The organism is Enterococcus sp. AZ080 (assembly GCF_051714945.1).
In the GTDB taxonomy this organism is placed as follows: Bacteria; Bacillota; Bacilli; order Lactobacillales; family Enterococcaceae; genus Enterococcus_B; species Enterococcus_B pernyi.
Genome location: NZ_JBIOSV010000001.1, coordinates 2,268,575 through 2,283,740, shown reverse-complemented (window position 1 = coordinate 2,283,740; position 15,166 = coordinate 2,268,575). Strand labels below are relative to the sequence as shown.

Below are 15,166 nucleotides of genomic sequence, written 5' to 3'. Positions count from 1 at the left end.
GAGTCAAAGAAAGTGGGAAAAGATGATGAAAAAATTATCGAAATTAGTTGCTGTATTGGGATTGAGTGTAGTCTTTGGGTTGAGTGCTTGCTCAAATAATAACAACGAAACAAGCGAAACAGCAGAAACAACGACAGCTTCAGAAGTTGCTTTGCCGACGAAAGATCGTGGCGGTGAAGAAATCGAGATTCCTGAAGAAGTGGATAAAATGGTTTCTTTAGTTCCTTCAGTTACACAAGTGATCGATGATCTAGGACGTAAAGATCAATTAGTAGCGGTTGACACACAAAGCCCAGCAATGACAAAAGATATTGATGAGTTGCCACAAATTGATATGATGGCTGTGGATGCAGAAACATTGATTTCATTGAACCCACAAGTGATCTATGTTTCAGATATTAGTCTGCATGGCTCTGAAAATGTTTGGTCACAAGTAAAAGATGCAGGAATTACTGTCGTGAACGTTCCAACAAGTAATACCATTGAAGATATTGCTTTAGATGTCCAATTTATCGCGGATACTTTACAAGAGCATGAAAAAGGACAAGAATTAGTCGATACAATGAACAAAGAGATCGATGAAATCAAAGAAATTGGTGAAACGATTACGGATAAGAAAAAAGTATTGTTTGAGATTAGCGCATTACCTGAAATCTATAGCTTTGGTAAAGGCGTTTACTTGAATGAAATGATCGAACTTGTAGGTGCAGAAAATGTCTTAGCGGATCAAGAAAGCTGGATTCCAGTAACAGAAGAAGCAGCGATTGCTAGCAAGCCAGATGTGATTTTGACGAACGTGAATTACTTGGATGATGCAGTGCAAGAAATCTTAGATCGTGGCAACTGGAAAGACGTTCCTGCGGTGAAAAATGAAGCAGTATTCTATATCGATAACGCTGCGAGCTCTTTACCAAACCACCATATGACAAAAGCCTTAAAAGAAATGGCATTAGCAATCTACCCTGATGAATACCAATCGTTGGAAAATGAATAAACAAAGTCGGTTGCTGATAGCAGTGGTCTTAAGTATCATCGTGGTATTATTTGGGATCAAAATCGGGAGTGTATCCATTCCTTTTGATACCTTGATCCAAGCATTATTTTCAAGAGGAGACAAACAGCTAGATGAAACGGTTGTCACCATTCTTTGGCAGGTTCGCTTGCCGAGAGTGGTTTTGGCGTTTCTTGTAGGAGCTGCTTTGGCTGTTAGTGGAACGGTCATGCAATCCTTATTAGGTAATCCGTTGGCTTCTGCTTATACGCTAGGTGTGTCATCAGGGGCATCACTTGGCGCTGCGTTGATCATTGTTTCAGGAATCACTTTACCGTTGTTCCCGAATTTCACATTACCTCTGACAGGCTTTATTTTTGGTTTAGCAACTGTGTTTATTGTTTTGGCGATGAGTCAAAGATTGGATCAGCAATTATCGAACCAAACAGTTATTTTAGTGGGAATGGTTATGACCTTATTTGTGGGCGCAATGTTGACGATCGTCACGGCACTGTTCAAAGATCATTTGCAGCAATTAGTCTTCTGGCAAATGGGTAGCTTTTCAGGAAGCACGTGGGCAAAAATCCATATCTTTTTACCTATCTTACTATTTGGAACAATCGCTCTTTGGTTCTCTGCTAGAAGTTTAGATGTGTTATCTTTAGGTGAAGAAGAGGCGTTAATCTCTGGTGTAGATGTTCGAACGATCAAGCTATGGGTGATGGTTCTTGCGGCTTTACTTGCAGGAAGTGCGGTTTCATTTGTCGGCGTGATCGGATTTGTTGATTTGATTGCCCCCCATGTCATCCGACGTTACTTCGGTGCCAGTCATCGTTGGGTCATTCCAGGAGCAGCACTGTTAGGTGGCAGTATGATGGTCGTCGGCGATACGATTTCTCGAACGCTATTATCTCCCCAAGAAATCCCGATCGGCGCTGTTACAGCACTGATTGGTGCGCCCTTTTTTGCCTATGTTTATTTCAAACGAAAGTGAGTGTTTTACAATTATGAAAGATATTTATCGAAGTCCTTATGAGGCTTATCCATTTTTAGCAGACGATGCAGATGATTTACGTTGCGATTATGAATTACACACCGATCGCTTATCTTCAGAAATCGGGTTACTACGCGCAAAGTGTGAAGATTCTCCTTTTTACAAGGAGTTAGAAAAAATCGGTGAATTGGTTTACCATGCAAATGCGTGCGTGCGTACAAAAATGACGATCACGCAAGAAGAAGTCGACTGGTTAAAGAGTCGTGTCGATGAATTGAATGCAGAAAGAACAAACCAAAGTGGACCATTCTTCTTACCTCAAGGAAGTGAACGAGGTGCATTAGCTCATATTTTACGTGTCGATTGTAAAGTAATCGTTCGTTTGCTGTATCGCCATCTTTATCAAGGTAAAAAAGTCGATTCAGGCTTGCTAGACTTTTTCAATTTATTGTCGGGTTACTTCTTCATGATTGCGCTGAAATTCAACCGAGAAGACGACGTAGCAGAAATTCCTTTTGTCAGCAGAAATTACCGCTAAAGGAGGAAAAGTGATGACATTGAAGCTATCGCAAGTCAAAGCTGGCTATGGCTCAGTAAAAATCATCAAAGAAGTTTCCTTCGAGCTGAACAAAGGTGAGAACCTATGTATCCTAGGACCTAACGGCTGTGGCAAGACGACCGTATTGAAATCAATTGCAGGCATCCTTTCCTACGAAGGATCGATCACGATCGATGGAAAAGAAGTCCGCACGATGAAACGCAAAGAAGCTGCACGCAAAGTCGCCTTACTCAGCCAGTTTTCAACCATTGCCTTTGACTACACCGTCTATGAAACTGTCATGATGGGCCGCTATACGCACATCAAACAAGGACTATGGTCAGTCACCACAGCAGAAGACCGAGAAAAAGTCATGGAGTGCCTGACACTAACCAATTTGTTGGAATTGAAAGACCACCCCGTCAATCAACTTTCCGGTGGCCAAAAGCAACGCGTCTTCCTAGCTAAAGTACTAGCCCAAGACCCAGATATCTTATTACTAGACGAACCCAATAACCATCTCGATATCAAGCACCAGCTCGAACTCATTGGCTATTTAAAAGACTGGGGCAAGAACCAAGACAAAACAATCATTGGCGTCTTCCACGACATCCGTTTAGCCCTGTCATTAAGTGATCAAGTCCTATTCATGAAAGCAGGCCAAGTCATCAAGCAAGGCCCATTTTTGGAAACAGCTTCAAGGAAACTACTCAAAGATATCTTTGATGTGGATTTAGTGAAGCATTTTCAGGAGCAGAGTGAGATTTGGGAGAAGTTGGGGGAAGGGTTATTGTAAATTACTAAATAATTATAGAAATCCTGAGATTAATTGTAATAAATCTCAGGATTTCTTGTTTTATATAACGATTATAGAAGAAAGTTATGGCTATCTGATCGCCCCTTTTGTTAGAGACAAAGATGCGATCCAAGCGGCGGTATTATTAGCGGAAGCTGCGTTAGATCGCCATTTATCAGGGCAGGATTTGATTGATCGCTTACATGAACTGTATGAAGAATACGGCTACTATGAAGAACATTTGGAAACACAGATTTTTTCTGGGAAAGATCGAATCATCCAAATGAACCAACGACTGGATCGTCTGAGAGAACAATCATTTTCGCATTTAGGAGAGTTTGTCCTTTCCTGTACAGAAGATTATGCTACGTCACTAAGAACGACGCCAAATCAACAATCATCTACGATTGACCTACCCACTTCCAATGTCTTAAAGTATATATTCACAGATGGTTCATGGTTCTGTCTACGACCATCAGGTACAGAACCAAAGTTTAAGATTTATTATTCAGTGAAGGATAAAACTCAAACTTCTGCACGTGCGAAATTGCTTCGCTTACAGAAGGAATTTCAGAAATTGTTGGATCACTTATAAATATACTAAACATACTAAGATTGGTGGGTAAGATATTTGACGAAATATTTTACCCACTATTTTTTTGTCATCAAGTATAGTAAGAGTGAAAGAAAGCTCGGACATGACCTCACGGATTTTGAGTCCGAATCATAAAACGAGCTTCTACACTACCATTCTAGAATCTGTTTTAAGTATGTTGGTAATCCGTGTAAAGATAAGTTGAATCGGGATTAATCAGTGAAGGTTTTTCAATCAAATAATAAAGGAGAAGTCGCATGTCCTTTATTTTAGCTTTTGACGTATCTAAAGGAGTAAGGTGCAAAGTGCTCTACCATGATGATTACTGTCTCACTGAAGGGAAAGACCCTCACAATCAATAAGGCTTCCGCTAGTTATTATGAAGAAATCACCGCACTACCAGAATTACCTGAAATTTTTTTGTAGCCACCGCAACTTAGATGGTTATCTACTCTATCTTTTTTAGCGATAGCAAATTTAGCAGAGACTGTCCTCCAAATAGTTGAATAGCAATATTTGGAGGGCTTTTTTTATAGATTATTTGATATTACTCGGTAAAAAAAATGGGGAAAAATCAATGTCAAGTTCAAATTTTGCTCTTAATGATGAAAAAATATGGACTGCTTAACTCTTCTTATTCCTGTTAAAATGAATTATAATAAAGTAAAAGTCTGTCGTATTATCTCAGTGTTCGCTAGATATTTTCACTTAACGTTTGTTATTAGTAGTGGAACGAAGCATTAATATGAGATAAATAATTGTTATTACTTTATAAAAATTATTATTTTTTTAACAAAAAATTCATAACTAACATGTATCTTAAAAATAACTAAAGAAAAGGATGTAAGAAAATTGAAAAAAAAGTCTACGTATAAATTAGTTTCATTTGTATTTCTTTCACAAATGTTACTAACTACGCCTTTACAAGTATTAGCAGATGAACAAGTTTTTTCTGCGGACCAACCAGTAACAGCGGAAGCCCAAACAGAAACAACGACGGATTCGTCTGATACCACAGGTGAAGATAACACAACAGATACAACAACAGATGGTACAGAAGAATCAACGCCACCGTCTACTGGTGATTCAAGTGAACCAACCACACCTGATACTTCAGAACCGACAGAGCCAAGCACACCGGAGGAAACAAAACCAATGGAGCCGACAAAACCAACAGAACCGACGAAGCCGACAGAGCCGAGTCAGCCACAAAAACCAACGCCACCATCAACTGGCGGTTCTACTGGAGAAACACAACCAACTACACCACAGCCGAGTCAGCCGACACAACCAGCTGCACCTGTGGCACCAACGCCTGCTCCTGCAGCGCCAGTTGCTCAAGAGGTACGTCAACCTTCTGCAACTACACCGATTCAAGATCTTGTACCATCAAGTCAAGAAACGGATGAAGGATCGATCCATTTTGAAAAAGATGAATCAGTTGAGAGCTTCATTCGCAAAATCGGTGAATCTTCTCGAGAAATCGGGCAAGAACATGATTTATACGCATCAGTGATGATCGCCCAAGCGATTTTAGAATCAGCTAGTGGACAAAGCCAGTTGGCGCAAGCCCCTAACTACAATCTTTTTGGGATCAAAGGTACACACGAGGGCAATGGTGTGACTTTTGCCACACAAGAAGATGCTGGTGATGGTACATTGTATACGATCCAAGCAACATTCAGAAAATATGCCAACTATGAAGAAAGTCTTGAAGACTATGCTAAATTAATGACTGAAGGATTGACTGGAAATAGTGAGTTCTATTCAGGTGCTTGGAAATCCAATGCAGAAACTTATAAAGAAGCAACAGAATTTTTAACAGGCCGTTACGCAACAGATACAAGATATAACGAAAAACTAAATGGTCTGATCGAAACTTATGATTTAGAACAATATGACAAAGAAGTTGCCGGACCTGAAGTGAATAAAGAAGGATATATCGTGCCATTAAGAAATTATACGATTTCTAGCCCATTTGGTCCTCGTGGTGGTGAATTCCACCGTGGATTAGATTTTGCGGCACCTCAAGGGGAGCCAATCTATGCTAGTAAAGCGGGTACTGTGATCAAAGCAGAATTCCATCCTTCATGGGGAAATTATGTTGCCATTGAACATGAAGATGGCACAACAGCGCTTTATGCTCATCAACAAGAATACGTTGTGAAAGTTGATGATGAAGTTGAACAAGGACAAATCATTGGGTTTGTCGGTTCTACTGGTAATAGTACAGGCAGCCATCTGCATTTTGAGATCAGTCGTGACAACAGCTTAGCTCAAGCGCAATTGATTGATCCAGCAACTGTTTTGTTTTAATTAGTGATAATGAAAAAATGCCATTGGAAGAGTTCTCTCTTCCAATGGCATTTTTATTTGACTCAATTAGTGATTCATCGGCCGATCAGCCAACAAAACGAATTTGAATGAATCGACTTGATGCCAACTTTCTGTGTATTGAAAGTGGGTATAATCAGTCAAATATGCCCAGTTCCTAACAACAAAGATGTTTTTGTTATGTTTTCCTAAATCTAAATATTGTGCGATCGAAGGGGTGATATTCTCAACAGAAATTTCTTTTTTTGAACAGTTCAATTTCAAATGTAATTGGTATGAGCCAAGAATCATCCGATTCAGACACGATCAAACAAATTGCGATCCAAAATAAAATTTGTGGTGTGGATATCCAACATATCGGGGATGCGGGCTACTCGGGAATCGCTCCGGTAGAAAATATCATGGCGATGAGCCGTGCGATCCGTGGAAACCGTCATACGATCGCGATGATGTCACGCTCGATCGTGCGTTAGAAATTTAAGTGATTAAATGGACCCTACTTTCATTTTAGATATATTCTAAAAAGTGAAAGTGGAGGTCCTTTTTTTATTACTATTGTTCAAGCAACTAATTAACAATATATACAATTGGTATAGCGGCAATTTGCTTTGTGTTGTGATTTCTATCAGTAATCACAATTTTATAGACTATCTGAAGTTAACTTCAAATTTTAATATAAGTGTGAGGGATTTTACTATTCACATAGTTAGATGCTAAGATTTATTTTGACAAACTTGAAAGAAGCGATTACACTAGTGAAAAGAAGCACACAACGATGTGTGCGTATGAATACGGCAATGACGCCTAAAAAAGTAGAGCTTTTTCTGCTTTTTTAGGCTTTTTTTATGGAGGAGAGGTAAATGAGGAGAATCATTTTAATGGGTGCGATTGGCTGTGGAAAGACAACTCTTTGTCAAGCCTTGCGAGGAGAAGCGATCGTTTATGATAAGACCCAAGCGGTAGAATTTCATCCTGAGATGATCGATACACCAGGGGAATTTATTCTACATCGCCAATACTACGCTGCTTTGACTGTAACAGCAGCAGAAGCAGATGTCATTGGTTTGGTGCAAAGTGCTTTAGACCAAGAACAGATTTTTTCACCAGGATTTGGCCACATCTTTCCAAAAGAAGTCATCGGGATCATGACCAAAGTTGATCTAGTGAAAGACGAGAAAGAGTTGACGCGTGTACATGAACAATTGCTTGCAGCTGGAGCAACGAAGCTGTTTGAAGTCTCATCAGTCGAAAAAACGGGACTAGCAGAATTGATTGAGTACTTAGGAGGAGAATCATGAAAATCTACACAAAAACAGGCGACAAGGGAATGACAAAATTAGTTGGCGGTCATAGTGTATCGAAAGATTCAGATCGTGTGGAAAGTTATGGAACGATCGATGAATTGAACTCATGGTTGGGCTATACGATCAGTCAATTGTCAAAAGAACAAGAGGTTTTTAAGAAAGAATTGGAAGAACTACAACAACTTTTATTCGATGTAGGGACTGATTTATCAACGGTCTTGGAAGATGGACGACCGCTGAAAGTCCAACAAGAGAGCGTTACTTGGTTGGAAGAACGGATTGATTTTTATACACAGCAATCGCCGGATATCGAACGATTTATTTTACCAGGGGGCTGTCAAGGAGCGAGCATGGTCCATGTGGCGCGAACAATTGCTCGTCGCGGGGAACGACATATCGTCCGTTTAAGTGCGACTGCGGCGATCAATCCTGAAGTGATCGTGTTTGTGAATCGCTTGTCTGACTATTTTTATGCGTTGGCGCGTTATATGAATGTGCAAATGGGGCAAGAGGATGTTTTTTATACAAGAGGAGAGAAGGTCTTCCATAAGATAAAAGAAGAAGGTTTATAAAAAGTGTTTGATTTTTCACAAACAGTGTGGTAAAGTGCTGTTAGATTAATCAAATGTTTATGAGAGATACGAATGGAAGCCAGTGAGATGCTGGCACGGTCCCGCCACTGTGATAAAGCGTTCGAGCTTTTAAGTCAGGTCTTTTCTTATTTTTCATTATTGGGCAAACTGTTTCGAGGCAAAACAGGGTGTTGCTAAAAAAATGACGTTTTTTGAAAGTCAGCCCAAGAATATTTGATTCAATCCCACACATAGCACGATGATGTGTATGGGAATATTGGGCTGGTCTTTCAATGGGGAAAGAGATTTCAAGTACAATGGCGTACTGCTGATTCCCAGCGCATGTGTTGATTAATAATTACAGAATAGACACCATACACTGTTGTATGGATTGTAAAAGAAGCAAAGGGGCTTCAGACAAATGGATCTTGTGATTTCCATTGGTTTGAAGCCTCTTTTATTTTGGTTTCAAGGAGGAATGTTCGTGGAAAGTATACAATTCTCGACACAGATCATTGTGGGAGAAGATGCGTTACGAAGTCTTGAGAGTGTCAAAGATAAGCGTGTTTTCATCGTTACTGATCCCTTTATGGTAGAAAATGGTCTGGTAGAAAAAGTCATGACTTATTTAAATCAGTATCACGTATTTAGTGATATTGTTCCTGATCCACCACTTGATAAAATCGTTTCAGGAATCAAAGAAATGGAAAGATTTCAAAGTGAAGTCATCGTAGCAATCGGTGGCGGTTCAGCCATCGATGCAGCGAAAGCAATGAAATATTTTGGGCAAAAGACAATGGATCTCTTGACTGCCCAATTTATTGCAATCCCAACCACCAGTGGGACAGGGTCTGAGGTGACAAACTTCTCAGTGATCACGATCAGTGAATTGGGGTTGAAGATCCCTTTAGTAACAGAAGAGATCCAACCGGATATAGCGATATTAGACACTGGACTGGTCATGAGTGTCCCACCAAAAATCACTGCCGATACGGGAATGGATGTGCTGACCCATGTGATTGAATCCTACGTTTCTACAGAAGCAAATGGGGTAGCAGGTGCCTTATGTGAGAAAGTGGTTGTTTTAGTTTTCGAATATTTAGAGCGAGCCTACAAAAATGGGCAAGACAAAGAAGCAAGAGAGCAAATGCACTTAGCCTCTTGTATGGCAGGGATGGCGTTCAATTCAACTTCATTAGGGTTGAATCATGGAATCGCTCATGCAGCTGGCGCTCGTTTACATGTGCCACATGGACGGATCAATGGGATCTTACTGCCAGAAGTGATTGCTTACAATAGTGGTTTAGAAAATGGTCAAGTGACTGAAATCAAAGTGGCTGAACGATATGCGGCATTAGCAAACTGCATAAGCAATACGCAAACGAAAAATCCTCGTTTAGGTGTGCAGAATTTGATTCGTATGATCAAACAGCTGCGAGAAAAATTAGAGATGCCAGCGACGTTGAGTGAATACGGCTTGTCTTCAAAAGAAGTATTAGTACAAGAAGAAGCAATTACCACCTCTGCCTTAGCAGATGGTTGCACGAGAACGAATCCTCGTAAGGCAGATGAAAAAGGCGTTAGAACAATATTAAAAGCCATTTTATAAAGATTGACATCGTGAAAAGGTTAACATATAATGAATGAGCACAACGGAGTGCTTCAAAATTTAAGAGCAATGGGGCCCTTAATAACAAGCGTAAAGTGAACACTTTATGGCTTATTATTGAGGATTTTTTATTGCTTAAAATGAAGGAGCGAGTCTTGTTTGGAAGAAAAACAACGAATGATCCAAGAATACGTCCCAGGAAAACAAGTCACTTTAGCCCACATCATTGCGAGTCCCGACAAGGAAGTCTATACAAAATTAGGATTACCGGCAGGCACAAGCAATGCGTTAGGGATTTTGACGATCACGCCAAGTGAAGCCGCAATCATCGCTGTGGATATTGCAACGAAAAGTGGCGACATTACCATTGGTTTTATCGATCGTTTCTCTGGTTCAGTAGTTATTTCTGGCGACGTGAGTTCTGTTGAAGCAGCATTACATGCTGTATTGGATGGACTCAAACAGATTTTGCAATTCTCTGTGACGTGTGAAATTACAAGAACTTAGTTCGGGGGAGACAAAGCGTATTGAATATGAAGGGCAGAATTGTGATAGTAGACGATGAACCAATCACACGATTGGACACTCGAGATATTCTACTGGAAGCTGGTTATGAAGTTGTTGGGGAAGCCGCAGATGGATTTGAAGCAATCGAAGTTTGTAAAGAGAACAAGCCGGATCTCGTATTGATGGATATCCAAATGCCGATTTTAGATGGTCTAAAATCCGGTAAAAAAATCATCCAAGATCAGTTAGCAGGGAGTATCGTGTTTCTTTCTGCTTACAGTGATCATGAGAATACGGAGAAAGCGAAGAAATTAGGAGCAATCGGTTATCTGGTAAAACCATTAGATGCAAAATCATTGATCCCGACCATTGAAATGGGGATCGCTAGAGGAAAAGAAACCCAAAACTTGCTGCAGCAGATCGATAAACTACAGTTGAAATTGGAAGAACGAAAAGTTATAGAGAAGGCAAAAGGGATCTTAGCAAAAGAAAATAATATTTCTGAAGAAGAAGCTTATCAGATGTTGCGCGCATTAAGTATGAACAAACGCGCACGGATGAGTGACATCGCAGAATTGATTATTATGGATGATGAATAATGGAACGGATCAATACATTATGTCAGCGTTATACCAACTTAACCCAGTCAGATATCCAAGAGCTTTGTCGGACGAGTGTTTATTTAGCAGAGTCTAAGCATTATGAGATGGCAGATGTGTTCATCGATGTCTTTAATGAAATGACGAAAGAAGCATTAGTTGTCTATCACAAAAAGCCAAAATATATTCCCTCATTATATAAACATGAAGTTGTCGGAAAAGAAGCGTTATTAAAAAATGAACCTGGCGTTTTACGGACCATGGAAACAAGCTTGAATAGCATTGGTTTGTTAGCAGTCACGCAAGAGAATCGCTTGATCAAACAAAACATTTTTCCGATTCGTAATGAACAACGAACAATTGGTGTGATCATCGTAGAAGAGGGAGTCGAGCAACCGATTGGGGCAGTTGAACGACAAGAATTACAGTCAAACGAGCAAGGGACAATAGCAATCGAATCGACAGTTGATCCTCTAATCATGGACCAGTTAGCCGAAGCGGTCTTGATTTTTGATACGACCACAGGAAATTTGGTCTTAGCAAATCATCGGGCCAAAGAATTATACCGAAAACTAGGCTATCGCGAAATGATCAACGATTTACACTATGACAATCTCTACCTTGATTATACAACGTTCGAATATGTTCTTTATCAGATGAACGATCAGACCGAAAATCGGTTGATCGAATTAGAGACAGCGTATTTAAATTATTACTTTAATATTCGAAAAGTTTGGATTGATGCAGGATCGAGAGTAGCAATGATTATTCAAGATAATACAGAAGTGAAAAAGAAAGAAGATGAAATCGTCTCAAAATCGGTGGCGATCCGCGAGATCCATCACCGTGTCAAAAATAATTTACAGTCCGTCGTTTCGTTATTGAGGATCCAAGCACGCCGTACCACTAGCAAAGAGGCTAGTAAAGTACTAAAAGAAAGTGTGAACCGGATCATGGCGATCGCGATGACACATGAATTATTGTCGAAGCAAGTGGAAGATAATGTTTCCTTGCGACAAATGCTTGAGGCAGTGATGTACAATTTCCGGCATATTTTCAATCCGGAGAAAGTGCGATTGAATCTAACCGTTGATCCGACGATCACTGTTTCTAGCGATCAAATGGTTTCCATTTCCTTAGTCGTTAACGAATTACTCCAAAATATCTTTGATCATGCCTTTGAGGCAGATCAAAATGGCGTAGTTGAAGTCAGCGGGGAAATCGAAAATAGAGTCATTACGATCACTGTCACAGATAATGGCAATGGCTACGATATCAACCGAAACAAAGAGACCAGTTTAGGTTTGATGATCGTGAATAGCTATATCAAAGATAAGCTAAAAGGAAAAGTAAAAATTGAATCATCCAATAAAGGAACAAAAACTTGTTTCTATTTTGAACAGAACACCAAAGATGTTGTTCGGTGAAAAAGCAACGATGCTTAAAGATGCGTAGAAGAGATTCTAGGCTGTCTTTAAGCATTTTTTGTTTGCAGAAAGGAGAAAAAAGATGGCAAAAGAAAAAATTCTTACTGTAGGGATCGATTTAGGTACCTCGACGACTCAGCTTGTTTTATCTGAGTTGACGATCGAAAATTTCGCCTCTGCGTTTTCTGTTCCTCGGATCACGATCTCAGATAAGGAAGTGATCTACCGTAGTGAAATCATCTTCACTCCTTTGATCAATCAGACAATGATTGATGATGAAGCAATCAAAGCGTTTGTTTCCCGACAATATCACCAAGCAGGGATAGAAAAGCAGCAAATCCAAATGGGTGCGGTGATCATCACCGGTGAAACAGCTCGTAAAGCCAATGCGAGCAAAGTATTACAAGCACTGAGTGGCTTTGCTGGAGATTTCGTGGTCGCGACAGCTGGCCCAGATCTTGAAAGTATCATTGCCGGAAAAGGGGCAGGCGCGCAAGAGTATTCGACAAAGCGTCATGCTTCGGTCGTCAACATCGATATCGGCGGCGGCACGAGTAATTTAGTCGTCTTCACCGATGGGGAAATCGATGATACCGCCTGTTTTGATATCGGTGGTCGGTTGATCAAGGTCGACCAAGCAGGGAATATTTCGTATATTTCACCAAAGATCACAGAAATGGTCGAGCAGTTGAGATTACCCTTGAAAGTTGGAACAAAAGCTTCTGTTACTGCCATCCAACCAGTGATCGATGAGTTAGTAAAAGTTTTGGCGAATAGTGTGGGTATCGGAGAACGAAGTCCCTTTTATGAGTTATTCATTACGAACCGAGGATTACGGCTAGATGGCGAACTACCAATCGTCACTTTTTCTGGTGGCGTAGCGGATTGCTTGATCGAAGAAGTGACAGATATATTCAAGTATGGGGATATCGGTCTGTTATTAGGTACGGCTTTACGAAAATCGCAAATTTTTGTTGAAAAAGAAGTCTTACAAAGTAATGAAACGATTCGGGCAACGGTGGTCGGTGCAGGTTCCCATACCGCTGATATTAGTGGCAGTACGATCGCTTATCATGAGCAGATCCTGCCAATCAAAAATATTCCGATCTTGAAAGTTTCCCAAGAAGATGAGTCCTTGCCTGCGGAAGCAATGGGTGAGCGAATCAATGAAAAGCTGGCTTGGCATCGTTTGGAAGAAACACCGCAAATCGCTTTAGCGATGAAGGGGCTCGTGAATCCGACATTCGCAGACGTCCAACGATATGGGGAAGGCATCGTTCGGGGGTTATCTGCCTTGATCAATGAAAATATCCCACTAGTCATCATGGTGGGCGAGGACATGGCAAAAGCATTAGGTCATGCATTATATGCGTATTTACCGGGGAATTATCCGTTCATCTGCATTGATTCCGTCAAAGTAGAAAATGGGGATTATATCGATATTGGTCAACCTGTTGCCGAAGGTGCAGTGTTACCGGTAGTTGTCAAAACATTAGTATTTAATTAAGGGAGCGACAAGAAAAATGATTTTAAAAACAAAATTATTTGGCAAAACCTATCAATTTTCTTCAGTCAAAGAAGTATTGGCTAAAGCAAATGAAGAAAAATCAGGAGATAAATTAGCGGGTGTGGCAGCAACTTCTGCGGAAGAACGAGTGGCAGCCAAAGTCGTGCTATCTCATCTGACTTTAAACGATTTATTCAACAATCCAGTGGTTGATTATGAGGAAGATGAAGTCACACGTATCATCATCGACCAAGTCAACATGCGTATTTTCGGCATGATCAAACATTGGACAGTTGCCGAATTAAGAGAATATATCCTTTCAGACAAAACAGGAGATTTTGAAATCAAATATCTCTCTCGTGGATTGACTGCGGAAATGATTGCGGCAGTCTGCAAATTGATGTCAAATATGGACTTGATCGTAGGCGCAAAAAAAATCCACATTGAAAAAACAGCCAACACAACAATCGGTCGCGCAGGTACTTTCTCCAATCGTCTACAACCAAATCATCCAACAGATGACGTAGACGGAATCATGGCTTCTGTAATGGAAGGATTATCGTACGGGGCCGGCGATGCACTGATCGGATTGAATCCAGTGGATGATTCGACAGAAAGCGTGAAACGTTGTTTAGATAAATTTGAAGAATTTCGTAGCGAATGGGAGATTCCAACACAAACCTGTGTCTTGGCTCACGTGACGACCCAGATGGAAGCCATGCGTCAAGGCGCACCGACTGGTTTAGTTTTCCAATCCATTGCTGGATCAGAAAAAGGAAACACTGCGTTTGGTTTGAATGCGGATATGTTAGCTGAAGCGCAAGCATTAGCATTGAGCAATGGCCAAGCAGCTGGACCGAACGTGATGTATTTTGAAACTGGTCAAGGTTCTGAGTTATCATCTGAAGCTCATTTTGGTGCAGACCAAGTAACGATGGAAGCACGTTGCTATGGATTAGCGAAGAAATTTGATCCATTCCTTGTGAATACTGTTGTCGGCTTTATTGGACCAGAATACTTGTATGATTCAAAACAAGTCATTCGTGCAGGCTTAGAAGATCACTTCATGGGTAAACTAACAGGTTTATCAATGGGTTGTGACGTATGTTATACAAACCACATGAAAGCAGATCAAAATGATATGGAAAACTTAGCTGTGTTACTAACATCAGCCGGGTGTACGTATATTATGGGGATTCCTCATGGGGATGATGTGATGTTGAACTACCAAACGACAGGTTTCCATGAAACAGCAACAGTCCGTGAATTGTTCGGTTTACGTCCAATTAAAGAATTTGAAGGTTGGATGGAGAAAATGGGCTTGATGGAAAATGGGAAATTAACAAGCCTAGCCGGCGATGCTTCAGTATTTATCAAATAAGTGGGGTGCAAG

Annotated in this window: 15 protein-coding genes, 1 pseudogene and 1 riboswitch; of the genes and pseudogenes, 15 read left to right on the top strand and 1 reads right to left on the bottom strand. The window is 40.5% G+C overall.

The window, feature by feature from the left end:
• Nucleotides 1-25: 25 nt before the first annotated feature.
• From IGK01_RS10800 to IGK01_RS10775, 6 genes are all read left to right on the top strand, one after another.
• On the top strand, nucleotides 26-994 hold the full coding sequence (locus IGK01_RS10800; RefSeq protein WP_306795956.1) for an ABC transporter substrate-binding protein: 969 nt from the start codon (nucleotides 26-28) through the stop codon (nucleotides 992-994).
• The gene (locus IGK01_RS10795) at nucleotides 987-1,985 is read left to right on the top strand and encodes a FecCD family ABC transporter permease (RefSeq protein WP_224434904.1); all 999 of its coding nucleotides are present in this window, start codon (nucleotides 987-989) and stop codon (nucleotides 1,983-1,985) included. Before IGK01_RS10800 ends, IGK01_RS10795 begins: the two co-directional genes overlap by 8 nt.
• A 13-nt stretch (nucleotides 1,986-1,998) precedes the next feature.
• Entirely contained in the window at nucleotides 1,999-2,523 is a 525-nt protein-coding gene (locus IGK01_RS10790; RefSeq protein ID WP_062804795.1) for an ATP:cob(I)alamin adenosyltransferase, read from the top strand.
• 13 nt (nucleotides 2,524-2,536) lie between these two features.
• Nucleotides 2,537-3,319, top strand: coding sequence for an ABC transporter ATP-binding protein (locus IGK01_RS10785; RefSeq protein ID WP_153830160.1), 783 nt, complete (start codon nucleotides 2,537-2,539; stop codon nucleotides 3,317-3,319).
• Nucleotides 3,320-3,374: 55 nt separating this feature from the next.
• Nucleotides 3,375-3,914: a hypothetical protein gene (locus IGK01_RS10780; RefSeq protein ID WP_224434193.1), complete on the top strand. Its 540-nt coding sequence runs from the start codon at nucleotides 3,375-3,377 to the stop codon at nucleotides 3,912-3,914.
• An 852-nt stretch (nucleotides 3,915-4,766) separates the two neighbouring features.
• Nucleotides 4,767-6,230, top strand: a complete 1,464-nt coding sequence (locus IGK01_RS10775) for a peptidoglycan DD-metalloendopeptidase family protein (RefSeq protein ID WP_438840748.1) — start codon at nucleotides 4,767-4,769, stop codon at nucleotides 6,228-6,230.
• Nucleotides 6,231-6,296: 66 nt separating this feature from the next.
• On the opposite strand, the gene IGK01_RS10770 is transcribed toward IGK01_RS10775, so the two are convergent.
• Nucleotides 6,297-6,539: a UTRA domain-containing protein gene (locus IGK01_RS10770; protein ID WP_023520167.1), complete on the bottom strand. Its 243-nt coding sequence runs from the start codon at nucleotides 6,537-6,539 to the stop codon at nucleotides 6,297-6,299.
• Here IGK01_RS10770 and IGK01_RS10765 point away from each other — a divergent pair.
• The 9 genes and pseudogenes from IGK01_RS10765 to IGK01_RS10725 form a co-directional block, all read left to right on the top strand.
• Nucleotides 6,518-6,721 (top strand): annotated as a pseudogene (locus tag IGK01_RS10765) (DUF7916 family protein); the annotation flags it as partial. The gene IGK01_RS10770 and the pseudogene IGK01_RS10765 sit on opposite strands and share 22 nt — an antisense overlap.
• A 387-nt stretch (nucleotides 6,722-7,108) precedes the next feature.
• Nucleotides 7,109-7,546 carry a EutP/PduV family microcompartment system protein gene (locus IGK01_RS10760; protein ID WP_409173565.1) on the top strand — a complete coding sequence of 146 codons (438 nt, stop codon included), beginning with the start codon at nucleotides 7,109-7,111 and terminating at the stop codon, nucleotides 7,544-7,546.
• A complete protein-coding gene (locus IGK01_RS10755) occupies nucleotides 7,543-8,124 on the top strand; it encodes a cob(I)yrinic acid a,c-diamide adenosyltransferase (RefSeq protein WP_023520164.1) in 582 nt (193 codons plus the stop codon). The genes IGK01_RS10760 and IGK01_RS10755 overlap by 4 nt, the downstream gene beginning before the upstream one ends.
• A 47-nt stretch (nucleotides 8,125-8,171) precedes the next feature.
• A riboswitch (adenosylcobalamin (AdoCbl) riboswitch) is annotated at nucleotides 8,172-8,321 on the top strand.
• A 287-nt stretch (nucleotides 8,322-8,608) separates the two neighbouring features.
• Nucleotides 8,609-9,733 (top strand): 1-propanol dehydrogenase PduQ, encoded by a 1,125-nt coding sequence (locus IGK01_RS10750; RefSeq protein WP_438840747.1) that lies wholly within the window; start codon nucleotides 8,609-8,611, stop codon nucleotides 9,731-9,733.
• Between the two features lie 159 nt (nucleotides 9,734-9,892).
• Nucleotides 9,893-10,240, top strand: coding sequence for an ethanolamine utilization microcompartment protein EutS (gene eutS, locus IGK01_RS10745; RefSeq protein WP_023520162.1), 348 nt, complete (start codon nucleotides 9,893-9,895; stop codon nucleotides 10,238-10,240).
• Between the two features lie 26 nt (nucleotides 10,241-10,266).
• On the top strand, nucleotides 10,267-10,839 hold the full coding sequence (locus IGK01_RS10740) for an ANTAR domain-containing response regulator (protein ID WP_034691823.1): 573 nt from the start codon (nucleotides 10,267-10,269) through the stop codon (nucleotides 10,837-10,839).
• Nucleotides 10,839-12,266, top strand: coding sequence for a sensor histidine kinase (locus IGK01_RS10735; RefSeq protein ID WP_438840746.1), 1,428 nt, complete (start codon nucleotides 10,839-10,841; stop codon nucleotides 12,264-12,266). The genes IGK01_RS10740 and IGK01_RS10735 overlap by 1 nt, the downstream gene beginning before the upstream one ends.
• A gap of 82 nt (nucleotides 12,267-12,348) precedes the next feature.
• Nucleotides 12,349-13,773: an ethanolamine ammonia-lyase reactivating factor EutA gene (eutA, locus tag IGK01_RS10730; RefSeq protein ID WP_438840745.1), complete on the top strand. Its 1,425-nt coding sequence runs from the start codon at nucleotides 12,349-12,351 to the stop codon at nucleotides 13,771-13,773.
• A gap of 16 nt (nucleotides 13,774-13,789) precedes the next feature.
• On the top strand, nucleotides 13,790-15,154 hold the full coding sequence (locus tag IGK01_RS10725; protein WP_096081677.1) for an ethanolamine ammonia-lyase subunit EutB: 1,365 nt from the start codon (nucleotides 13,790-13,792) through the stop codon (nucleotides 15,152-15,154).
• Nucleotides 15,155-15,166 lie beyond the last annotated feature (12 nt).